Genomic DNA, 22,444 nt, shown 5'->3' with positions numbered 1-22,444 from the left:
CGTTGACGCGGGAATTGCAAGGGGCTTTCCACGGTGTGGAAAATCCGGGCGGTTCAGGATCGGGCTGAGCCGAATCGTTCTGCCGAAGAGGTTGTGCGCCTTACCGTTCCGGGCACCGACTTCCCGGAAGGATCCTGCCATGACGCTGCAATTGGACCCGCCGGTGTCCGTGCTGCCGGCCGTGCCGGAAGTTTCCGCGACCCGTGGCGTGTCTCCGAAGGTGGGCGCGGTCGCGCGGCGCGTGGGCGGGGTGGTCCGGAAATCGTCCGGATTGGTGCTGGTCCTGGTGTTGTGGCAGCTGGGGGCGCGGGGCTGGCTGGGGCCGACCACACCGGCGCCCACCGAGGTGCTCGAGGCGGGGCGGGAGCTGGTGGCCTCGGGGGAGCTGTGGCGGCATCTGGCGGCGTCCTCGCGCCGGGTGGGCGTCGGGCTGGCCATCGGGATCGCGATCGGGCTGGTGCTCGGGGCGGCGGCGGGGTTGTTCCGGCTGGCGGAAGATCTGGTGAACGGGCCGCTGCAGGCGTTGCGGATGTTGCCGACGCTGGCGCTGGTGCCGGTGTTCATCATCTGGTTCGGGATCGGCGATCCGTTCAAGATCGCGTTGATCATCGTCGCGCCGATCTTCCCGATCTACCTGAACGTGCTGGCCGGTATTCGCGGCGTGGACCGGCGGCTGGTCGAGGCGGCGGAATCGCTGGGCCTGAACCGGTGGCAGCTGACCACGCGGATCATTCTGCCGGGAGCGTTGCCGCAGATCCTGGTCGGTTTACGGCAGGCGCTCGGGCTGGGCTGGCTGACGCTGGTGGTCGCGGAGATGCAGACCACGCCGGTCGGGCTCGGCTTCCTGATGAACGACGCCAAGGAGTTCCTGCGCACCGACCAGATCTTCCTGGTGCTGGTGATCTACGCACTGCTGGGGCTGTTGACCGATCTGTTCGTGCGGGCGCTGGAACGCCGATTCCTGGCCTGGCGCACCGGATTCGAAGGAGAGTAGATGACCACGGCAGTCTCCGCCGCCGTCCGCATTCGGAACGCGACCCGGGTATTCGCCGGACGCACCGTCCTGAACGGCGTCGATCTCGATATCGCACCGGGTGAGTTCGTCGCGCTGCTGGGCGCGAGCGGTTCGGGCAAGAGCACGCTGCTGCGCGGGCTCGGCGGCCTGGATCGCGGCTTCACCGGCGTGTTCGACGCCCCGCGAACCAAGGCGATCGTCTTCCAGGAGCATCGGCTGATCCCGTGGATGACGGTGTGGCGCAATGTGATTCTGGGCGTGGACGGCGCGCGCAAACCCCGCGCCCTGGAAGCCCTGACCGAGGTCGGGCTCGCGCCCAAGGCCGATGTCTGGCCCGCCACCCTCTCCGGCGGCGAGGCGCAACGCGTGGCCCTGGCGCGCGCCCTGGTCCGCAATCCCGAACTGCTGCTGCTGGACGAGCCGTTCGGCGCCCTGGACGCGCTGACCCGGCTCAAGGCGCAAGCCCTGGTGGCCCGGCTGTGGTCTCAGCACCGGCAGGCGGTCCTGCTGGTCACCCACGATGTGGAAGAGGCGCTGCTGCTGGCCGATCGCGCCCTCGTCCTGCGCGACGGCCGCATCGCCGAATCCTTCGACATCACCGTGCCGCGCCCGCGCTCGGTGGTCGACCCCGCCTTCTCCGACCTGCGTCGCCGGCTGCTGCTCGCGCTCGGCGTCGATCCCGAAGCACCGACAGGAGCCGAGCAATGAGTGAACCGTGGCAGATCAGCACCGACGTCCTGGTGATCGGCGGCGGACCGGCCGCCTGCTGGGCCGCCGTGCACGCCCGCGAGACCGGCGCGGAGGTGGTGCTGGTGGACAAGGGCTACTGCGGAACCTCCGGCGCCACAGCGCCTTCGGGCACCGGCGTCTGGTACGTCGCACCGGAAGCGACGGCCCGCGCCAATGCCAAGGCCAGCCGCGAGGCGCTGGGCGGGCACCTGGCCGACCACTATTGGATGGATCGGGTCCTCGATCAGACGTACTCGAACATGAACCGGCTCGCCGTCGAGGGCCGCTACCCGTTCCCGGTCGATCCGGCGACGGGGGAACAGTTGCGCACCGGCGTGCAGGGGCCGGAGTACATGCGGCGTATGCGGGCCTGGGTCAAGCGCCTCGGGGTGCAGATCCTGGATCATTCCCCCGCACTGGAACTGCTGGTCGACGCCGACGGCGTGGTCCGCGGCGCGGCCGGATACCAGCGGCAGGCCGATCGCGACTATCGCGTGGCAGCGGGCGCGGTGGTGCTGGCCAGCGGCGGCTGCGCCTTCCTGTCCCGGGCGCTGGGCACCAATGTCGACACCGGTGACGGTGCGCTCATGGCCGCCGAGGTGGGCGCGCGGTTCTCCGGCATGGAGTTCTCCAACGCCTACGCCATCGTGCCCAAGGGCTCGACCATCACCAAGACCGCCTACTACGGCTACGCCACCTTCTTCCACGAGGACGGCCGGGTGCTGGAAGGTGCGGGCTCGACCAAGGGACGTTCGGTGATCGCGCGAACCCTGTTGTCGGAGAAGGTGTTCGCGCAACTGGACCGTGCCGATGCGACGGTGCAGGAACAGATGCGCCTGGGTCAGCCGAACTTCTTCCTCCAGTTCGATCGGCGCGGCATCAACCCGTTCACCGACCGGTTCGAGGTCGATCTGCTCGCCGAGGGCACGGTGCGAGGCACCGGCGGCATCGATATCGTCGACGACGATTGCGCCACCACGGTGCCCGGCCTGTACGCGGCCGGCGACGCGGCGACCCGGGAGCGGATCTGCGGCGGTTTCACCGGCGGCGGGAGCCACAATTCGGCGTGGGCCATGTCCTCGGGCAGCTGGGCGGGACGCGGCGCGGCCGAGTTCGCCTTGCGCGAGCGGCCCGCCGATCATGCCGCGCTGCGCGGTACCGGCGGGGCCGGATTGCGCCCGGCGGCAACCGCATCCGTGACCGCCGAGGAGGTCGTGGCGGCCGCGCAGGCCGAGCTGATCCCGTTCGAGAAGAACTACCTGCGCCACGGCGACCGCATCGAACCGGCCCTGACCGCGCTCGACGACCTCTGGGACCGCGCCGTACAGGGCCTGGGCGGCGGCACGGGGGAGGGGCGCGTGCGGGCCCGCCAGGCCGCCGCCATCACCGCCGTCGGCCGGCTCATGTACCGATCCACTTTGGCACGCACCGAAACTCGCGGCATGAGCAAGCGCGCCGACCATCCCGGCCTCGACCCGGCCCAGCATCACCACATCCTCTCGGGCGGGCTCGACGCGGTATGGACCGGCACGGCTGAAGCCGCGAACACCACGGCGGCGGTGGCCTGATGATCGAACTGGTACTCGCCGCCGACTGCATCGGCTGCGACAAATGCGTGGACGTCTGCCCCACCAATGTCTTCGACCGCACCGAATCAGGCATCCCGGCCATCGCCCGCCAATCCGATTGCCAGACCTGCTTCATGTGCGAGGCCTACTGCCCGACCGACGCGCTCTACGTGGCGCCCGATGCGACCCCGCTGCCCGATCCCGGGCTGATTCCCGAGGATCACATCGGCCGCTACCGCAAGGAGATCGGCTGGGGCAAGGGCCGCAGCCCGGGCAGCCTGGTCGCCGTCGGTCCCCGTCTGCCGCACGGCGCACCGCCGCCGCGGCTCTCCGAACTCTGAACTCCCCGAAAGCTTTTCCATGCGCTCCCTGAAACTCCTCGTCCCCGCCGTCCTGGCCGCTGCGCTGGTGCTGGTCACCGGCTGCGGCTCCGGCGGTGACGATTCGGCCACCCGCGCCGAGATCAAGACCCTCCGTATCGGCGTCATCGGCACCGGCAATGTCCTCACCGGCCCGGTGGGGTTCGCCCACCAGCGCGGCGTGCTGCTGCCGGCGTTGAAACCGCTCGGCGTCGACACCGTCGAGGTGTACAGCTTCCCGAACGGGCCGGACCTGAACCAGGCGCTGGTCGGCGGTCGCCTCGACGTGGCGACCTACGGCGATACGCCCGCTCTGGTGGCGCGCGGCAGCGGCTTGCAGACGCGGCTGCTGGGTATCGCCGCCGTCGGCTACAACGCGGGCGTGGTCGTCAAGAACCCGGAGTTCAAGTCGTTGAAGGACTTGGCCGGCAAGAAGATCGGCGTGCAATCCGGGTCCTATATCGACCGGTACCTGCAAGGCGCGCTGAAGGCCGAAGGCATCCAGGCCCAGCTGATCCACCTGCTGGCCACCGATGCCGAAGCTCCGCTCACCAACGGTGACGTGGACGCGGTCGCGTTGCCCGACGTCAACCCGTCCGCATCCTTCCGGGCCTTCCTGGCCAAGGGATTCCGCCAGATCGACTCGGTCAAGGACAATCACCCGGAGCTGGCGGGCACGAGTTCCTCGGTGAGCAGCCAGGCGTTCCTGGCCAGCCATTCCGACTTCGGCGGGACCTGGCAGACCGCCCTCAACGAGGCCAACAAGTATGCCAAGGAGCACTGGGACGACTACGTGAACTACGAAGTCTCCCAATCCAAGGCGCCCGAAGCGGTGGTCCGGGCCACCGCCCAGCGCGACTACCTGCCCGAGGACCTGTTCTCGGCCCAGGGCATCAAGCTGCTGACCGGCACCAAGCAATTCCTGGTGGAGCAGAAGAAGATCCGCGAGGACTTCTCCCTCGAGGACTGGTTCTACCGTCCGGACCGGCCCAAGCAGGGCTGATCGGCGACTCAGCGCACCGCCGGCGCGACACCTCCCGGGAAGGTCGCGTGGGCGGTGTTGGAGTATTCGGCCTGGACCTTGAAATAGCGGTCGGCGGGGCCGTACGCGGCGTAGAAGGTGAACCGCCGGGCCGCGCCGGGACTCGAGTCCGCGAACGGGGCGTCCTCGACGAACCGCGCCAGCAACGGATCTATCCCGGTCGGAAAGGTCTCGGCCGTATGGCGCATCGGGAAGCAGATGCGCCGCATCCCGGACGAGGTCCAGGAGAAGGTGCGATACACATTGAACGGGCTCGGGAGCGCGGCGAGTTCTTCCGGTGCCGCGGGGTGCAATTCCAGCTCGGCGAGCATCTCCGCGACATCGCCGGAGCTCAGTGTGCCCGGTGGCAGGACCTGCGAGTAGAGGTTCATGGTGCGGTTGGCGAAATCGAAGGCCATGATGCCGATTTCACCGCCGTAGCGTTTCAGATGACCGGTGTAGGCCGGAACCGCCTCCGGCAGCCCGGGCAGCGCGAGCACCTGGTCGACGCTGAGGACTTGCGGGAAAATCAGCCAGATCTTCTGCAAGCCCGTGCCCACCGCGAGATCGACGCCCGCCCGGCAGGGGGCGGCCGCCATCGTCGCGGTCAGCAGCGCCTCGATCGGATGCCCCACGAAGTCCAGCAGCCCATCCGCCCGCAAGGTGCCGACCAGCTCCGACGGTTCCCCCGGAAACTGCACGCGCGCATTGACTTCCCGCTCCGGCACCGGATGCGTGGTGGTGCGGACACCCACGATCGAATTCGCCCACGCGTCGGCTAGCGATGCCAGGACCGGATCGACGACTTCGGGACGATAGTCCGCCTCGGCCAGCTCCGCATAGGTGCGGAGGTCGCGGCGAAGCTGATCGAGCGTGGTGGTGACCGCACTGTTCATGGGTGCCCCTACCTGGACGCGATGTTCCGCCCAGGATAGTCGGCGGCCGAGGCGGCTGCTGGAAGATAGCGGAATCCTCTCGCGATCAACGGAATTGCCGGAACCAGCTCGTTCAGCGCCAACGGGCCGAGTGCCGCGGGCAACAGCAGGATCGACCCGGCGGTTGCGCCGCTACGCGGATGCCTATGCCACGGACCCCGCGACCCGCGCCCCCGGGTGTGTCCCCGATGTCGGTATCGCGTGGCACGATTTCACACGTGACCAGCAGACCCTCTCCGGAGCAGCATCTGCGTGATCTCGCCCGATTGCGCCGCGTGCGCGACCGTATGGACCGCGAATACGCGCAGCCTCTCGACGTGGAGGCGCTGGCTCGCGACGTGCACATGTCGGCCGGGCACCTCAGCCGCCAGTTCAAGGCCGCTTACGGGGAATCGCCGTATTCGTATCTGATGACCCGCCGCATCGAACGCGCCATGGCCCTGCTGCGACGGGGCGATGTGAGCGTCACCGAGGCCTGTTTCCAGGTGGGCTGCTCGTCGCTGGGCACCTTCAGCACCCGCTTCACCGAGCTCGTCGGCATGTCGCCCAGCGCCTACAAGAAGGAGATGGAGGATGCCCCGGAGGGTATGCCGTCCCTGGTGGAGAAGCTGGTGACCAGACCGATCAGGAATCGAGAAGCACCGGGCCCCCGCGGACCCATAGCGTGAATGCCATGGACATCAACATTCAATCGAGCTTCCTTCCGCAGGACGACCCCGAGGCGGCCCTGGCCTTCTATCGCGATGCCCTGGGCTTCGAGCTCCGCAAGGACGTCGGCTACAACGGCATGCGCTGGCTGACCGTCGGCCCGGCCGATCGGCCCGATACCGCGATCGTGCTGCATCCGCCGGCCATCGATCCGGGCATCACCGATGACGAGCGCAAGGTCATCACCGAGATGATGGCCAAGGGCACCTACGCCGGCATCGTGCTCGGCACCAAGGACGTGGACTCCACCTTCGAGAAGGTGCAGGCCAGCGGCGCCGAAGTGGTGCAGGAACCCATCGACCAGCCCTACGGCGTGCGCGACTGCGCCTTCCGTGACCCCGCGGGCAATATGGTCCGTATTCAGCAAGTCAACTGATTCAGGAGACAGACAGCATGGCCGTGAGGAAGAAGACGCACTCCGATCTGCACGAGGCCGACAGCCACGATTTGATCCGCGTGCACGGGGCGCGCGTCAACAACCTCAAGGACATCAGCGTCGAGATCCCGAAGCGCCGGTTGACGGTGTTCACCGGCGTTTCGGGGTCCGGTAAGAGTTCGCTGGTGTTCGGCACCATCGCCGCCGAATCGCAGCGGCTGATCAACGAGACCTACAGCAGTTTCGTGCAGGGCTTCATGCCGTCGATGTCACGCCCGGACGTGGACGTGCTCGACGGCCTGACCACCGCCATCCTGGTCGATCAGCAGCGCATGGGCGCCGACCCGCGCTCCACGGTCGGCACCGCCACCGACGCCAATGCCATGCTGCGCATCCTGTTCAGCCGCCTCGGCAAGCCGTATATCGGTTCCCCGCAGGCGTTCTCGTTCAATGTGGCGTCGATCAGCGGTGCCGGCGCGGTGACGGTGGAGAAGCACGGGCAGCAGGTGCGTGAGCGCCGCAGTTTCTCCATCACCGGCGGCATGTGCCCGCGCTGCGAGGGCCGCGGCGCGGTCAACGACTTCGATCTCACCGCGCTCTATGACGAGAACAAGTCGCTCAACGACGGCGCGCTGACCATTCCCGGCTACAGCGTGGACGGCTGGTTCGGCCGGATCTTCAGCGGCGCGGGCTTTTTCGACCCGGACAAGCCGATCAAGAAGTTCACCAAGCGCGAGCTGAACGATCTGCTCTACAAGGAACCCACCAAGATCAAGGTCGATGGCATCAACCTCACCTACGAGGGCCTGATCCCCAAGATCCAGAAGTCCATGCTGTCCAAGGACGTCGAGGCCATGCAGCCGCACATCCGGGCCTTCGTGGAGCGCGCGATCACCTTCACCACCTGCCCGGAATGCGACGGCACCCGGCTGAGCGAACTGGCCCGCTCGTCGAAGATCAAGAAGATCAGCATCGCCGACGCCTGCGCCATGCAGATCAGCGATCTGGCCGAATGGGTGCGCGCACTGAAGGAACCGTCGGTCGCGCCCCTGCTCGAGAACCTGCAGCAGACCCTCGATTCCTTCGTCGAGATCGGCCTGGGCTACCTGAGCCTGGCGCGCTCCTCTGGCACCCTGTCCGGTGGTGAAGCCCAGCGCACCAAGATGATCCGGCACCTGGGCTCCTCGCTCACCGACGTCACCTACGTCTTCGACGAGCCCACCGCGGGCCTGCACCCGCACGACATCCAGCGCATGAACGATCTGCTGCTGCGCCTGCGCGACAAGGGCAACACCGTGCTGGTGGTGGAACACAAGCCCGAGGTCATCGCCATCGCCGATCACATCGTGGACCTGGGTCCCGGCGCGGGTTCCGGCGGCGGCACCATCTGCTTCGAGGGCGATGTCGACGGCCTGCGCGAGAGCGACACCATCACCGGCCGGCACTTCGACGACCGCACCAAGGTGAAGGACAAGGTCCGCAAGCCCAACGGCAAGCTGGGAATTCGCGGCGCCACGGCCAACAATCTGCGCAAGGTCGACGTGGACATCCCGCTCGGCGTGCTGGTGGCCATCACCGGCGTGGCGGGTTCGGGCAAGAGCTCCCTCGTCCACGGGTCGATCCCCGCCTCCGAGGACGTGGTGTCGATCGACCAGGGCGCGATCAAGGGTTCCCGGCGCAGCAACCCGGCCACCTACACCGGCCTGCTCGATCACATCCGCAAAGCCTTTGCCAAAGCCAACGGCGTCAAACCCGCACTGTTCAGCCCGAATTCGGAGGGCGCCTGCCCGAACTGCAAGGGCGCGGGCGTCATCTACACCGACCTCGCGGTAATGGCCGGCGTCGCCACCGTCTGCGACGTGTGCGAGGGCAAACGCTTCGACGCCTCCGTGCTGGACTACCACTTCGGCGGCAAGGACATCAGCGAAGTACTGGCCATGCCCGCCGCCGAAGCCGAACAGTTCTTCAGCGCGGGCGAGGCGAAACTCCCCGCGGCGCACAAGATCCTGGACCGCCTGGTCGACGTGGGCCTGGGCTACATCACCATCGGCCAGCCCCTGACCACCCTCTCCGGCGGCGAACGCCAGCGCCTGAAACTGGCCACCCACATGTCCGAGAAGGGCGGCATCTACATCCTCGACGAGCCCACCACCGGCCTGCACCTCGCCGATGTGGAGAACCTCCTCGGCCTGCTGGATCGCCTGGTCGACAGCGGCAAATCGGTCATCGTCGTCGAACACCACCAGGCCGTCATGGCCCACGCCGACTGGATCATCGACCTGGGCCCGGGCGCGGGCCACGACGGCGGCCAGATCGTCTTCGAAGGCACCCCCGCCGACCTGGTCGCCAAGAAATCCACCCTCACCGGCGAGCACCTGGCCGAATACGTAGGCGCGTAACGACTTTCCTGGCTCTCGCCTACCTCAGGGCGAGGGCCAGGAAGAAGTCCACTCGATCCTCCAGCCGCGACAGATCGCGATTGGTGAGTTCTTCGATGCGCTGAATCCGGTAGCGCAGCGTATTCACGTGCAGGTGTAGCAGATCCGCGCATTTGGTCCACGATCCGGAGACCTCGAGGAAGGTTTCGAGGGTGTGGACCAGATCGCTGCGATTGTCCTTGTCGTAGGTGGCCAGGGGATCGAGCAGCCGCACCCGGAACATCCGCCGCACCTCGTCGGGCACGCTGGCCAGCAGCAGCATGTGGGTGGCCAGTTCGTCGTGGCGCACCACGCTGGTGGGATTGGGCCGTTCGGCGGCCATCCGGCGCGCGTAGCGGGCTTCCTCCACCGCGCCGCGCAGTCCCTCGCCGTCGGCCTCGCCGCTGATGCCGACCGCGAGCCGGCTGCCCTGCAAGCCCGGCTGCAATGCCTCGATGGCGCGATGGATCCGGTCGTCGAGGTCGGTGGTGTCGCCCAGCGCCACCAGCACGATCGCCTCGCCGTCCACCACGCCCGCGGCCGGGCTTGCGCCGTAAAGGATTTCGCGCAGCACGGCCCGCAATTCACCCGGCCGCACCTGCCCCGAATCCGCGGTCGCCGCCACCGCCAGATACCGGTCCGAGAGCCCGAGCCCGGTCAGCTCCAGCCGCGAGATGATCTCGGCGGGCTTGGCGTCGGACACGATGAGCTCGATCAGCTCCTGCGCCAGCCGCCCCTCGGCGCTCTGCCGATCATCCTGCCGCGCCCGTTCCAGCGAGACGACCGCCGCGAGTTCGCTGGTGAGCGCCCGGCGCTCTTCGGCCCAATCCTTGTGATCGCTCTCGAACACCACGAACCAGTCCGCGATCCGCGAGGTGCGGTCCGGATCCACCGCGAACAGCGAGTACCGGGTGTTCTCGTGCGAAACCACATGCGGCAGCCGCCGCGCGGTCAGCAATGCGGCCCGCACCTGGTCGGGGAGGGTTTTGCTGGCGCCCGCGACGACCCGGCCGGTGGAGGTCACTACCCAGCAGGGCGTGCCGAGCGTGCGATGGATCAGATCGAGCACCGAATCCAGGCCGCCGCCGGACACCAGCTGCCGGTGCCGGTCCAGAATCGCGGTCAGATCGGCCGCGCGACCGGTGGACAGGTTCCGGTTGACGGTCTCGGTGACGGTGGCGAAAGCGATGTGCTCGGGCACCCGGAACAGCGGGATTCGGTGTTTCTTACAGGCGTCGACGATATCGGCGGGCACTTCGCCGTAGAGCGCGTCACCCGCGGCCAGGCCCGCGACCTTGGCTTTCGCCAGCGCCGCCACGAACGTCTCGCTGTCGGCGGGATCGCGCCGCCACTGCATACCGGTGAGCACCAGCTCCCCGCCGGACAGGTACCGGCCGGGGTCCGCCATATCGGTGGTGACGACCCATCTGACGAATCGATCGAGCTCATCCTCCCCGGTAACGAGCGTGAGGCCCAGATCCGTCATGGCGAGCAGGGAATGCAACCGCATGATTGCTGAGGCTAACAGTGCGTGACGCGATGGTTACCGAGCTTGGAGGTTAGTACGAACACGGGGGTGTGAAGCAGGCCACAGGTTCGGAGGTCTCGTCCCTGCCGCCGGATGCCGCTGACGGGTGTACTTACCGGCAGCAAGCAACGGATGGAGGTCGGATGTCGGGTCGCCTGGAATGGCTCGGGTCGCTGCCGCTGGAGGAAGCCGAGACGCAGCTGCTGACGTGCTGCGCGTCGCGGGTCTGGGCTCGGAAAATGGTGGCGAACAGGCCGTACGCGGACGAGTCGAGTCTGGTGGAAGCCGCCAGGTCGGGGGTCGGGGAACTGGCCTGGATGGATGTGGAGGAAGCGCTGGCGGCGCATCCGCGCATCGGCGAGCGCGCGGAAGCGGCTCGGGCGGAAGCGGATTCGGCCGGTCTGAGCGAGCGTGAAGCGCAGTGGTCGCAGCAGGAGCAGTCCGGCGCCGCCACCGCCGATCCCGCGGTGCTCGCCGAGATCGCGGCCCGGAATCTGGCCTACGAGCAACATTTCGGCCACGTCTTCCTGATCCGGGCGACCGGTCGCAGCGCCGCCGAGATGCTCGAGGCCCTGCACCGCCGCCTGCACAACTCGGTCGAGGACGAAAGAGCCGTGGTGCGAAGCGAACTCGCCGAGATCACCGTGCTGCGCATCCGGAAACTGCTGGGGCTCTTATGAGTTTGTCCACGCACGTGCTGAACGCGGCGACCGGGCGGCCCGCCGAGGGGCTCGCGGTGCGGCTCGAGGCCGCCGGCGGCGAAGTGCTCGTCGAGGCCCGCACCGATGCCGACGGCCGGATCAAGGATCTGCCCGCCCCCGAGGCCGGAGTGCACCGGCTGATCTTCGACACCGGAGACATCAGCCCCTTCTACCCCACGGTGACCATCGAATTCCGGGTCACCGATCCGGCGGAGCACTATCACGTCCCGCTGCTGCTGAGTCCCTATTCCTTCTCCACCTATCGAGGTAGCTGAACCATGTCGATCAAGCTAGGTCCCAACCGTTACGGCAAGGCGGAGACGCGCGTCGTGCGGGTCACCAAAAGCGGTGGGAAGCATCAGATCCGGGATCTGAACGTGGGCGTGGCGCTGTCCGGTGACATGGCGGACGTGCACCTGACCGGCGACAATGCCGCGGTGCTGCCGACCGACACCCAGAAGAACACGGTGTTCGCCTTCGCCAAGCAGCACGGCATCGCCTCGCCCGAGGATTTCGGCCTGCGCCTGGCCCGGCACTTCGTGGACTCGCAGCCGACCATCGACCACGCGCGCATCGAGCTCGAGGAATACGAGTGGGAGCGCAATGTGGTGGGGCTCAACAGCCACCCGCACTCGTTCGTGCGCTCCGGCCGCGAAACCCGTACGGCGCTGGTGCATTACGACGGCAAGCAGGCCTGGGTGGTCTCGGGTCTGAAGGAACTCGTGGTGCTCAATTCGACCGGGTCGGAATTCCACGGTTTCATCAAGGACAAGTACACCACCCTGCGCGAGACCCGCGACCGGGTGCTGGCCACCGAGGTCAACGCCCAGTGGCGGCACGCGGGCACCGACGCCGAATGGGACAAGTCCTACGAGGTCGTGAAGCGTTGCCTGCTCCAGGCTTTCGCCGACACCCACAGCCTGTCGCTGCAGCAGACCTTGTACGCGATGGGCGAGCGGGTGCTCGAGGCGGTGCCGGGCATCGTCGAGTTCAAGCTGCAACTGCCGAACAAGCACCACTTCGAGGTGGATCTGACCCCGTTCGGGCTGATCAACGACAACGAGGTGTTCTGGGCGGCGGACCGTCCCTACGGGCTCATCGAAGGCACGGTGGTGCGCGATGTCCCGTCCGCCGGACCGGCGTGGGACTGACTACGGGAGTTATGGCGATGGATTTCCTGCAACCTGCGAGCTGGGCCGATGCGCTCGCGCTGAAAGCCGAACGGCCGGAAGCGGTGCCGATCCAAGGCGGCACCGATGTGATGGTGGAGCTGAACTTCGACCGGCACCGGCCGGGCGCGCTGCTCGACCTGAACCCGTGCCGGGAACTGTTCACCGTTCAGGAGCAGAGCGACGGACGCATCCGGCTCGGCTCCGGCGTGCCGTACGTGAAGATCATCAACCGGTACGCGGACCGGCTGCCGGGCCTGGCGCAGGCCTCGCGCACGGTCGGTTCGCCGCAGATCCGCAATCGCGGCACGGTGGGCGGCAATCTCGGCGGCTGTTCGCCCGCCGGTGACGCGCATCCGGCGCTGCTGGCCACCAATGCGGTGGTCGAGGTGGAATCGGCGGCGCGCGGCACCCGCATGATCGATATCGACGACTACTACGTGTGGGTCAAGAAGAGCTCCCTCGAGCCCGACGAGCTGATCCGCGCCATCTGGCTGCGGCCGGCCACCGGTCCGCAGTACTTCTCCAAGGTCGGCACCCGCAATGCCATGGTCATCGCGGTCTGCTCCTTCGGCATCGCGCTGCACACCGACACCAAAACCGTTGGGGCAGGGATCGGTTCGGCCGGGCCCACCCCGCTGCGCCCCGTCGCGGCCCAGGATTTCCTGGCCGAGAACCTGCCCTGGGACAACCCGGCCCCGCTGAGCGAGGAGCTCGCCCGCGAATTCGGCGTGCTGGTCGCCGCGGCCGCCAAGCCCATCGACGATGTGCGCGGCACCGCCGACTACCGCAAGCACGCGCTGTCGGTAATGGCGCGCCGCACGCTGGGCTGGGCCTGGAACGACTACATCGCTGAGAGGAGGGCGGCCTGATGCGGGTCGAATTCACCGTCAATGGCGCCCAGCAGATCGCCGACGACGTCTGGGAAGGGGAGAGCCTGCTGTACCTGCTGCGTGAGCGCGCGGGCCTGCCCGGTTCCAAGAACGCGTGCGAGCAGGGCGAATGTGGTTCCTGCACCGTCTATCTGGACGGCACCCCGGTTTGTTCCTGTCTGGTCGCGGCCGGTCAGGTGCAGGGGCGCTCGGTCCGCACCGTGGAGGGCCTGGCGAACGGAGAACGCCTGGACCCCATGCAGCAGGCCTTCGTCGAAGCCGGCGCGGTTCAGTGCGGTTTCTGCACCCCGGGGCTCATCGTGCAGGCGCACGACCTGATCGAACGCGTACCCGATCCCTCCGATGCCGAGATCCGCGAGGCGCTCGCCGGAAACCTCTGCCGCTGCACCGGATACGAGAAAGTATTGGACGCCGTACGGCTCGCGGCTGAGCGGAAGGCGGCAGGACAATGACCAAGCTTGTAATCGAGAACGCTTATATCGCACCGGTAGTCGGGGACGAGATCCCGAACGGCTACCTGATCGTCGGCGACGACGGTCGCATCGAAGCCCTCGGCGCGGGACCCGCGCCGACGGTGGTGGGAGCCGAACGCCTCTCCGGGACCGGATGCCTGGTGACCCCAGGTCTGGTCAACACCCACCACCACCTCTACCAATGGGCCACCCAGGGCCTGTACCAGGACGCCACCCTCTTCGAATGGCTGACCGGGCTCTACCGCCTGTGGGCCAGCATGGACGCCGAAGTCGTCTACGGCGCGGCCTCGGCGGGTCTGGGCTGGCTGGCGCTGACCGGCACCACCACCTCCACCGATCACCACTACGTGTTCCCCAAGGGCCGCGGCGATCTGTTCGAGGCCGAGGTGCGGGCCGCCCGCGAGATCGGCGTCCGGTTCCATCCGTGCCGCGGGTCCATGGACCGCGGTCAGTCCCAGGGCGGGCTGCCGCCGGACGAGGTCGTGGAGAACCGCGAGGAGATCCTGCTCAATACCGAGGAGATCATCCGCAAATACCATGACCCGTCCTTCGATTCCATGCTGCGCGTGGCCGTCGCGCCCTGCTCGCCGTTCTCGGTGAGCGAGCGGCTCATGGTCGAATCGGCGCAGCTGGCCCGGCAGCACGGCGTGCGCCTGCACACCCATCTCGCCGAAACCCTCGACGAGGAAGAACACTGCCTCGAGCAGATGGGCTGCACCCCGGTCGAATATATGGAGAAGATCGGCTGGCTCGGCGACGACGTGTGGTTCGCGCACGCTGTGCACCTGCACGACAAGGACATTCGCCGTTTCGCCGACACCGGCACCGGTTCGGCGCACTGCCCGAGCTCCAATGCCCGGCTCGGCGCCGGCATCGCCCGGGTGATGGATCTGCTCGCCGCCGGCGCGCCCGTCGGCCTCGGCGTGGACGGCGCGGCCTCCTCCGAACTGACCTCCATGGCCGGGGAGATGCGGCAGGCGCTGCTGTTCCAGCGCGCCGTGCACGGCCCCAAGGCGCTCACCGCGCGTCAGGCCCTCGAGATCGGCACCCTCGGCGGTGCGCGAAACCTGGGGCGGCAGAACGAGATCGGGTCCCTGGAACCCGGGAAGCTGGCCGATATCGCCATCTGGCGGGTCGACGGTTTCCGTGCGGCCCTCGAGGATCCGGTGTGCTCGCTGGTCTTCGGCCCGCAGCCGCCGCTGGCGCGTCTGCTCGTCGGCGGCAATACCGTCGTGGCGAACGACGAACTCAAGACGGTCGCGCACGATCAGGTCGGGCGCAACGGCGTCGCGGCACGCGAGCGCATCATGCGTCAGGAGGCACGATGACCACCTTTCGTACCACCAACTTCCCGCACGAGGTCGCGGTGCCCGGCAAGGGCGGGGTCGGCGAGAGCCCGCTGCGGCCGGACGGGAACCTGAAGGTCAAGGGCGAATTCGCCTACACCTCGGATCTGTGGATCGACGGCATGCTCTGGGGCGCGACCCTGCGCAGCCCGCACGTGCGCGCCAAGATCCTCGGCATCGACACCACCAAGGCCCTGGCCCTGCCGGGTGTGCACGCCGTCCTCACCCACGAGGACGTGCCGGGCCGCAAGGTGTACGGGCTCGACCACACCTGGGATCAGCCGGTGCTGGCCTTCGGCGAGGTCCGCCATCACGGCGAGCCCATCGCCCTGGTCGCCGCGGATCATCCCGAGATCGCCCGGCGCGCAACGCAACTCATCGAGATCGAATGGGAGCTGCTCGAACCGATCGTCGATCCGATGGCGGTCATCGAGAATCCGGACGAGCTCAAGGTGCAGGAGCGCGGCGGGATCACCCGCTACCAGCCGGTGCGACTGGGCGATATCAATGTCGGCCGGGAACTCGCCAGCATCGTGGTGAGCGAGGAGTACGAGGTCGGCATCCAGGACCAGGCGTTCCTGGGACCGGAATCGGGCCTGGTCATTCCGGCCGAGGACGGGTCGCTCGAGTTCTACGTCGCCACCCAGTGGCTGCACTGGGACCTGTCGCAGATCCTGCCCTGCCTGGGTCTGCGAGAGGACCAGGTCCGGATGACCATGGCCGGGATCGGCGGCGCTTTCGGTGGGCGCGAGGACATCTCGATGCAGATCCACGCCGGCATGCTCGCCATGCGCACCCGCAAGCCCATCAAGATGATGTACAACCGCGAGGAATCCTTCTTCGGGCACGTGCATCGCCATCCGGCCAAGATGCGGTACGAGTACGGCGTCACCGCCACCGGCAAGATCACCTACGCCAAGGTGCTCATCGTCCTGGACGGCGGCGCGTACACCTCGGCCACCCAGAACGTGGTCGGCAACGCCGCCTCGCTGGCCGTCGGGCCGTACGAGATCCCGCACCTCGAGATCGACACCTACGGCGTCTACACCAACAACCCGCCGTGCGGGGCCATGCGCGGATTCGGCGCGGTGCAAGCGTGTTTCGCGCACGAATCCATGATGGACAAGGTCGCCGAGACCCTCGAACTGGATCCGGTGCTGGTGCGCCAGATCAATGCCGTCTCCGAGGGATCCAAGCTCGCCACCGGTCAGGTGCTGCACGCGCCGACGCCGCTCGCGGACATGCTGGACACCCTCAAGGACATGGAACTGCCTGCGGCCGTGGACAGTTCGGATATCCGCAATCTGCCGGGCGGGGCGTCGCAGACCACCCACGGCGAGGGCGTGTACCGGGGCATCGGTTACGGCGTCGGCATCAAGAACATCTGCTTCTCCGAGGGGTTCGACGATTACTCCACCGCGCGGGTGCGCCTGGAAGTCATCGGCGGTGAACCGGTTGCGCTGGTGCACACCGCGGCCGCCGAGGTCGGCCAGGGCCTGATCACCATCGAGGCGCAGATCGCGCGCACCGAACTCGGCATCGAACGGGTGGTCATCCATCCGGCCGACAATGCGGTGGGCAGTTCCGGCTCGTCCTCGGCGTCACGGCAGTCGTACATGACCGGCGGCGCGGTGATGACCGCCTGCCAGGCCGTGCGCGACGAACTCCTCGTGCTGGCCCGGAACCAGCTGGGCAGCCACGGTTTCCTGCAACTGGTCGGCGGCAAGATCGTCACCGACAGCGGGGAAGTGCTGGCCGCCATCGCCGACGTGCTCGGCGATCGGGTCATCGAGCAGACCCGCGAATACCACCATCAGCCGACCACCCGGATGGACCCGGTCACCGGTCAGGGCGACAGCCACACCCAGCTCGCGGTCTGCGTGCACCGGGCCGTGGTGGACGTCGACACCGAACTGGGACTGGTGAAAGTCGTTGCGCTGGACGCGGTCCAGGACGTCGGCAAGATCATGAACCGGCTCGCGCTGGAAGGTCAGATCCACGGCGGCTCCATCCAGGGCCTCGGACTGGCAGTTATGGAGGAAATTCAGGTAACCAACGGCAAGGTGCGGAACCCGTCCTTCACGGACTATCTGATTCCCACCATTCTCGACACGCCCCCGCAGCAGCTGGAGATCCTCGAACTGCCCGATCCGCGCGCACCGTATGGTCTGCGCGGCGCGGGCGAACCGCCGACGCTCTCCTCCACGCCGGCCATCGCCGCGGCCATTCGCGACGCCTGCCGCAAGCGGGGCGGCACCGGGAACATCACCCGGGTGCCGGTACGACCGGAAGACATCATCCGGAACAGTTGATCAACAGGGGCAGACCGTGATTCGCGAGAGGGCGGATCACGGTAGGGACCCCACAACAGAACACCGAGTCCGCGCTCGGAAGGTGCAACTTCCGAGCGTAGGTCGGCTACGCCCTTAGGAGGGCAGCCATGACCCAAGTTCAGTCCCCGAAGACCGCCACAGCTACCACGGCTCCCAGCCGTTCGGCCCTGGATCGCTTCTTTCACATCAGCGAGCGCAAATCCACTGTATCGCGTGAAGTGCGCGGCGGCATAACCACATTCGTCGCTATGGCGTATGTCATATTGCTGGTCCCGCTGATATTGGGCGGCGTCACCGATGTGGACGGCAGCAAGCTCAGCATCGCCCAGCTAACTACAGCAACCGCCTTCTCGGCCGGATTGTCCACCGTCCTGATGGGATTGGTCGGCAACGTCCCGCTCGCCCTGGCCGCCGGTCTCGGCGTGGTCCCGGTGGTCGCGTATCAGGCGGCCCCGCACATGACCTGGGCGCAGACCATGGGCCTGGTGGTGCTGATGGGCATCGTCATCGTGATCATGGCGGCCACCGGGCTGCGGACCATGATCATCAATGCGATTCCGCTGTCTTTGAAGAACGCCATCGGCGTCGGGATCGGCATGTTCATCGCCATGATCGGCCTGGTCTCCTCGGGCGTGGTCGGGCACGGCGCGGCGGGCGGGCCGCCGGTCACCCTCGGCGTGGACGGGCATCTACAGGGTTGGCCCGTGGTGGTTTTCGCGGTCGGGCTGCTGGTGATGCTGGCGCTGTTCATCCGCAAGATCCCGGGCGCGATCCTGATCAGCATCCTGATCTCGACCGTGCTGGCCGTCGCCATCAATGCCTGGGCGACCATCGATCCCAAGGCGTGGGGGACCGTGGTGCCCGAGGCGCCGTCGAAGTTCTTCGCCGCACCGGATTTCGGGCTCATGCTGAATATCGACCTGTTCGGCGGGTTCGCCCGGGCCGGCGGGCTGATCGCCAGCGTGGTGCTGTTCACCCTGGTGCTGACCGGGTTCTTCGATGCCATGGGAACGGTTTTCGGCGTCTGTGACGAGGCCGGGCTGACCGACGAGAAGGGCACCGTGCCCGGCATGGGCAAGATCCTGACCGTGGACGGCGTCGCGCAGATCATCGGTGGCGCGAGCGGCGGCGCGGGATCCACGGTGTACGTGGAATCGGCTACGGGTGTCGGTGAGGGCGCTCGTACCGGACTCACCTCGGTGGTCACCGGCGGATTGTTCTGCGCGGCGATCTTCTTCACCCCGCTGGCGGCCGTGGTGCCGATCCAGGCCGCGGCGCCGGCCCTGGTGCTGGTGGGCGCGCTGATGATGACCCAGGCCCGCAAGATCGACTGGTCGGATCTGGAGGTGGCGGTGCCGGCGTTCATCACCATCGCGCTGATGCCGTTCACCTACTCGATCACCAACGGCGTGGGCGCGGGCCTCATCGCCTACGTGGTGATCAAGGCCGCGCGGGGCAAGTTCCGCGAAATCCATTGGCTGGTAGGCGTGGTGAGCTTGGTCTTCGCCGCCTACTTCGGTATCTCGGCCATCGAACTGGTGCTCGGAGGGTAATCATGCGCGACATCGCGGCACAACTCCTGGAATGGCATGCGGCACAGAAGTATTACGCCGTGGCCTCGATCGTCTCCATCGGCGGCAGCGCACCCCGGCCGGTCGGCGCGGCCCTCGCGGTCGACACCGACGGCACCGTGGTGGGCAGCATCTCCGGCGGCTGCGTCGAGGGCGCCGTCTACGAGCTGTGCCGCGAGGCGCTGCGCACCGGGGAAACCCTGCGCGAAACCTTCGGCTACAGCGATGCCGACGCCTTCGCGGTCGGATTGACCTGCGGGGGCACCATCGAAGTGCTGGTGCAGCCGGTGACGGCGCTGAACCGGGCCGCCATCGGAGCGATGCTGCGGGCCGAAGGGTCCGCGGCACTGGTCCGCGACGTGCGCACCGGAAAGGCTGTGGCACTGGGGGATTGGTGGACCGAAGGCGAAGCCTTCCACCCCACCGTCCTCGCCGAAGCCCGCGCCATGCTCGACGCCGGCGCCACCGGCCTGCGCACCATCGGCTGCGATGACGCCGAAGTCACCGTCTTCATCGAATCCTCGGTCCCGCCACCGCGGATGATCGTCTTCGGCGCCATCGACTTCGCCGCCGCCGTGGCCCGCATCGGCAAATTCCTCGGCTACCACGTCACCGTCTGCGACGCCCGCCCCATCTTCGCCACCCGGGCCCGCTTCCCCGAAGCCGACGAAGTAGTCGTCCAATGGCCCGACCGCTACCTGTCCCAAACCCACGTAGACGCCAGAACGGTCCTGTGCGTACTCACCCACGACGCCAAATTCGATGTCCCCCTGTTGGAAGTGGCCCTCCGCCTCCCGGTGGCCTTCGTCGGCGCCATGGGTTCCCGCCGCACCCACGAAGACCGCCTGTCCCGTCTCCGCGAAGCCGGGGTGACCGAAGCCGAACTGGCGCGGCTCCGCTCACCCATCGGGCTCGATCTCGGCGGCCGTACACCCGAGGAGACAGCCGTCTCCATCGCCGCCGAGATCGTGGCCACCCGCCGCGGCGGCACCGGCCACCCCCTCACCACCAACCCCGGCCCCATCCACCGAGACACCGTCCCCACCCCCACCATCCAAATCCCCGACACCGTGGAAATGTCAGCCGCATAACCACTTCCGGGGACCCGAAGAGTCCTCTCGGCCATGAGGGGGCCGAGAGGACTTTCGCGTTCCCGGATCCATGGGTCCGGAGCACGCATCGTCGACTCAGCCGCGGCCGAGTAGGGCACCACCGTTGATCTGGAGGATCTGACCCGTCGTCCAGCCTGCGTCGGGGGAGGCGAGATGGGCTATGCCGGCCGCGATTTCGGCTGGGGTGCCGGCGCGGCCGAGGGGGACTTGTGAGATGCGGTCGGCTTCGAGTTCGGGGGTGAGGCGGTCGGTCCAGAATTCTGTGGCGGGGACGAAACCGGGGGCTACGACGTTGACCGTGATGCCTTGTGGTGCAAGCTGTTGCGCCAGGCCTATCGACCAGCCGTGTAGGGCTGCTTTCGCGGCGCCGTAGGGGCCGGCGCCGCGTAGGGCGGCGATGGAGCTCACGGAGACGATTCTGCCGCCGGGACTTGTTATGTGCGGGATCAGTGCTTCGGTCAGCAAGACTGCCGTGAGGACGTTCAATCTGAAGGCGTCGGTGTACGCCGCTGCGGTATCTTCGAGGCTTTTTGCCGCGATCGCTGGATTGCCGCCGGCGTTGTTTATCAGGACGTCTATGTTTCCTTGTGCGGTGATCCTTGCGGCCAGTTCCTGAACCTGTCCGGGCTCGGTCAGGTCCGCTGCCGCCGTGGTGACGCGATCGGCTCCGATATCGGCGTTGATCTCCTTCGCGGTTGCTTGGAGGACGGACGGCCGACGTCCGATGATGAGCACCGAGTCTCCTTCGGCGGCCAGACGGTGGGCGATCGCGCGTCCGATTCCGGTGCCCCCTCCGGTGATTACTGAATTTCGCATTTGTGGTCCTTCTCGTGGTTGTCGGTTGGGGCGAGGGCGCGGGAGCCGAGGGTGGCTAGGAGGGCGATTGCGACGGGGATGGTGAGGGCGGTGGTCAGGGTCCAGTGGTGGGCTATGAAGCCGATGAGGACTGGGCCGGTGAAGAAGCCGCAGTAGCCGAGGATGGAGATGTTGGCTATTGCGCGGGCTGTGGGGATGCCCGGTAGGTCGCCGCCGGCGGAGAAGGTGAGGGGGAGGGTGTAGGAGATGCCGAAGCCTAGGAGGGCCAGGCCGATCAGGGCTGGGGTGGTGCCGCCTATGAGGAGGGCTGTGCCGAAGCCGAGGCCGGCGGTGAGAGTGCCGGCGAGGAAGGGGCGGATGCGGCCGAAGGTTGCTACCAGGTGGTCGCCCAGTAGTCTGCCGAGGGTCATGCCGATCGCGAAGATGGCGAAACCGATGGCGGCGGTTGTTCCGCTGGAGCCGGTTTCGTCGCGGAGGTAGACGGCTGACCAGTCGTTCGCGGCGCCCTCGATGAGGGCGACGGCAAATGCGAGTAGGCCGAGGATGAGCAGGCGGGTGGGCCACTGGCGGTTGTTACTCGGTTCGGTGGATTCCTGTCCGACACGGTCGACGGCTGACGGTAGTAGTTTGCGGGTGCGTATGGACGCGATGGCGATCGCGAGTAGTGCGATGATCCAAAAGTGCAGCGTTAGTGAGAGGTTCGCTCGTTCGGCGGTCGCACCGAGTAGGGAGCCGCTGACCAGTCCGAGGCTGAAGTAGGCGTGGATGCCGGAGAGCAGCGAACGGCCGCTCAGCTTTTCGACGGCGACGCCGTGGGCGTTCATGGCCACGTCCACGACGCTGTTCGCCATCGCGAAAATGACTGCGGCAATGGTCAATCCGACCCGGTTGGGCACCAACAGGAGACCCGGTAGGCACACCGCGAACACGGGCACCGCGACCCGAAGTGTCGCCTTGCTCCCGAACCTCAACGTGACGTGCTTACCCAGCTGCAATCCGGCGATCGCCCCGATGTTCAACCCGGCGAACACGATGGCCAACCCGGCGTCATCGAGTCCGGCGCTGTCCTTGACCGTCGGTATTCGCGCCGCCCAGCTGGCGAAGAGCAAACCGGAGAGCAGGAACATCAACCGCACCGACCACAACGCCGGCCGATAGCCCACCTGCAAGGCGGTACCGCTCTGGATGGACACGAGAACTCCTCTCGAAACCCCCGACGCCTGCGCCACACACGGACCCGTCCGAGGCAATCACGATATCGGCTTGGCCCGCAAGGGTTTTGCGCCTCGTAGTGAACGCGTGGGGATAGTCGATGAGCTGTAGGGGGTCCGGCCGACTGTCGCTGCTCGACGGGCTGTACCGACCAGGCGATGT

General features: G+C 67.4%; 21 protein-coding genes. 17 read left to right on the top strand and 4 right to left on the bottom strand.

The genetic code is table 11. The annotated features are described in order from the left end of the window. Positions 1–139 precede the first annotated feature (139 nt). The 5 genes from NY1_RS15325 to NY1_RS15305 are packed head-to-tail and all read left to right on the top strand — an operon-like array spanning position 140 to position 4,674. Positions 140–994: an ABC transporter permease gene (locus NY1_RS15325; RefSeq protein WP_067712897.1), complete on the top strand. Its 855-nt coding sequence runs from the start codon at positions 140–142 to the stop codon at positions 992–994. After that, a complete protein-coding gene (locus NY1_RS15320; protein ID WP_067712894.1) occupies positions 995–1,723 on the top strand; it encodes an ABC transporter ATP-binding protein in 729 nt (242 codons plus the stop codon). It abuts the gene before it with no gap. Further along, entirely contained in the window at positions 1,720–3,312 is a 1,593-nt protein-coding gene (locus NY1_RS15315; RefSeq protein ID WP_067712891.1) for an FAD-dependent oxidoreductase, read from the top strand. The genes NY1_RS15320 and NY1_RS15315 overlap by 4 nt, the downstream gene beginning before the upstream one ends. Continuing rightward, on the top strand, positions 3,312–3,653 hold the full coding sequence (locus NY1_RS15310) for a 4Fe-4S dicluster domain-containing protein (RefSeq protein ID WP_067712888.1): 342 nt from the start codon (positions 3,312–3,314) through the stop codon (positions 3,651–3,653). The genes NY1_RS15315 and NY1_RS15310 overlap by 1 nt, the downstream gene beginning before the upstream one ends. Positions 3,654–3,672: 19 nt before the next feature. Continuing rightward, the gene (locus tag NY1_RS15305; RefSeq protein ID WP_067712886.1) at positions 3,673–4,674 is read left to right on the top strand and encodes an ABC transporter substrate-binding protein; all 1,002 of its coding nucleotides are present in this window, start codon (positions 3,673–3,675) and stop codon (positions 4,672–4,674) included. A gap of 8 nt (positions 4,675–4,682) precedes the next feature. Here NY1_RS15305 and NY1_RS15300 read toward each other — a convergent pair whose 3' ends face one another. Further along, on the bottom strand, positions 4,683–5,588 hold the full coding sequence (locus NY1_RS15300) for an aromatic prenyltransferase (protein ID WP_067712883.1): 906 nt from the start codon (positions 5,586–5,588) through the stop codon (positions 4,683–4,685). A 227-nt stretch (positions 5,589–5,815) separates the two neighbouring features. Between NY1_RS15300 and NY1_RS15295 the strand changes: the two genes are divergently transcribed. The 3 genes from NY1_RS15295 to NY1_RS15285 are packed head-to-tail and all read left to right on the top strand — an operon-like array spanning position 5,816 to position 9,110. Continuing rightward, complete coding sequence (locus tag NY1_RS15295; RefSeq protein WP_084534992.1) at positions 5,816–6,295, top strand: helix-turn-helix transcriptional regulator; 480 nt, start codon at positions 5,816–5,818, stop codon at positions 6,293–6,295. A 5-nt stretch (positions 6,296–6,300) separates the two neighbouring features. Continuing rightward, on the top strand, positions 6,301–6,711 hold the full coding sequence (locus NY1_RS15290; RefSeq protein ID WP_067713570.1) for a VOC family protein: 411 nt from the start codon (positions 6,301–6,303) through the stop codon (positions 6,709–6,711). A gap of 17 nt (positions 6,712–6,728) precedes the next feature. Continuing rightward, positions 6,729–9,110 (top strand): ATP-binding cassette domain-containing protein, encoded by a 2,382-nt coding sequence (locus NY1_RS15285; RefSeq protein ID WP_067712878.1) that lies wholly within the window; start codon positions 6,729–6,731, stop codon positions 9,108–9,110. Positions 9,111–9,129: 19 nt separating this feature from the next. Here NY1_RS15285 and NY1_RS15280 read toward each other — a convergent pair whose 3' ends face one another. Then, on the bottom strand, positions 9,130–10,638 hold the full coding sequence (locus NY1_RS15280) for a PucR family transcriptional regulator (protein ID WP_067712876.1): 1,509 nt from the start codon (positions 10,636–10,638) through the stop codon (positions 9,130–9,132). Positions 10,639–10,799: 161 nt separating this feature from the next. Between NY1_RS15280 and uraD the strand changes: the two genes are divergently transcribed. The 9 genes from uraD (at position 10,800) to NY1_RS15235 (ending at position 20,233) form a co-directional block, all read left to right on the top strand. Next, positions 10,800–11,336 carry a 2-oxo-4-hydroxy-4-carboxy-5-ureidoimidazoline decarboxylase gene (gene uraD / locus NY1_RS15275; protein WP_067712873.1) on the top strand — a complete coding sequence of 179 codons (537 nt, stop codon included), beginning with the start codon at positions 10,800–10,802 and terminating at the stop codon, positions 11,334–11,336. Further along, on the top strand, positions 11,333–11,632 hold the full coding sequence (gene uraH / locus NY1_RS15270; RefSeq protein WP_067712871.1) for a hydroxyisourate hydrolase: 300 nt from the start codon (positions 11,333–11,335) through the stop codon (positions 11,630–11,632). The genes uraD and uraH overlap by 4 nt, the downstream gene beginning before the upstream one ends. 3 nt (positions 11,633–11,635) lie before the next feature. Then, on the top strand, positions 11,636–12,508 hold the full coding sequence (gene pucL / locus NY1_RS15265; RefSeq protein ID WP_067712868.1) for a factor-independent urate hydroxylase: 873 nt from the start codon (positions 11,636–11,638) through the stop codon (positions 12,506–12,508). Positions 12,509–12,525: 17 nt separating this feature from the next. Then, entirely contained in the window at positions 12,526–13,398 is an 873-nt protein-coding gene (locus NY1_RS15260) for an FAD binding domain-containing protein (RefSeq protein WP_067713568.1), read from the top strand. Further along, on the top strand, positions 13,398–13,871 hold the full coding sequence (locus tag NY1_RS15255) for a (2Fe-2S)-binding protein (protein WP_067712866.1): 474 nt from the start codon (positions 13,398–13,400) through the stop codon (positions 13,869–13,871). Before NY1_RS15260 ends, NY1_RS15255 begins: the two co-directional genes overlap by 1 nt. Next, complete coding sequence (locus NY1_RS15250) at positions 13,868–15,220, top strand: 8-oxoguanine deaminase (RefSeq protein WP_067712863.1); 1,353 nt, start codon at positions 13,868–13,870, stop codon at positions 15,218–15,220. Before NY1_RS15255 ends, NY1_RS15250 begins: the two co-directional genes overlap by 4 nt. Beyond that, positions 15,217–17,550 carry a xanthine dehydrogenase family protein molybdopterin-binding subunit gene (locus tag NY1_RS15245; RefSeq protein ID WP_174567193.1) on the top strand — a complete coding sequence of 778 codons (2,334 nt, stop codon included), beginning with the start codon at positions 15,217–15,219 and terminating at the stop codon, positions 17,548–17,550. Before NY1_RS15250 ends, NY1_RS15245 begins: the two co-directional genes overlap by 4 nt. Before the next feature lie 128 nt (positions 17,551–17,678). Beyond that, the gene (locus NY1_RS15240; protein ID WP_067712861.1) at positions 17,679–19,124 is read left to right on the top strand and encodes an NCS2 family permease; all 1,446 of its coding nucleotides are present in this window, start codon (positions 17,679–17,681) and stop codon (positions 19,122–19,124) included. A 2-nt stretch (positions 19,125–19,126) separates the two neighbouring features. After that, positions 19,127–20,233 carry an XdhC family protein gene (locus NY1_RS15235; protein WP_067712858.1) on the top strand — a complete coding sequence of 369 codons (1,107 nt, stop codon included), beginning with the start codon at positions 19,127–19,129 and terminating at the stop codon, positions 20,231–20,233. Positions 20,234–20,329: 96 nt separating this feature from the next. Here NY1_RS15235 and NY1_RS15230 read toward each other — a convergent pair whose 3' ends face one another. Beyond that, complete coding sequence (locus tag NY1_RS15230) at positions 20,330–21,070, bottom strand: SDR family NAD(P)-dependent oxidoreductase (RefSeq protein ID WP_067712855.1); 741 nt, start codon at positions 21,068–21,070, stop codon at positions 20,330–20,332. After that, positions 21,055–22,263, bottom strand: coding sequence for an MFS transporter (locus NY1_RS15225; protein ID WP_067712852.1), 1,209 nt, complete (start codon positions 22,261–22,263; stop codon positions 21,055–21,057). The genes NY1_RS15230 and NY1_RS15225 overlap by 16 nt, the downstream gene beginning before the upstream one ends. Positions 22,264–22,444 lie beyond the last annotated feature (181 nt).

It is taken from the genome of Nocardia yamanashiensis NBRC 100130 (assembly GCF_001613325.1).
GTDB lineage: Bacteria > Actinomycetota > Actinomycetes > Mycobacteriales > Mycobacteriaceae > Nocardia > Nocardia yamanashiensis.
This window is presented reverse-complemented; position numbering and strand designations above follow the sequence as displayed.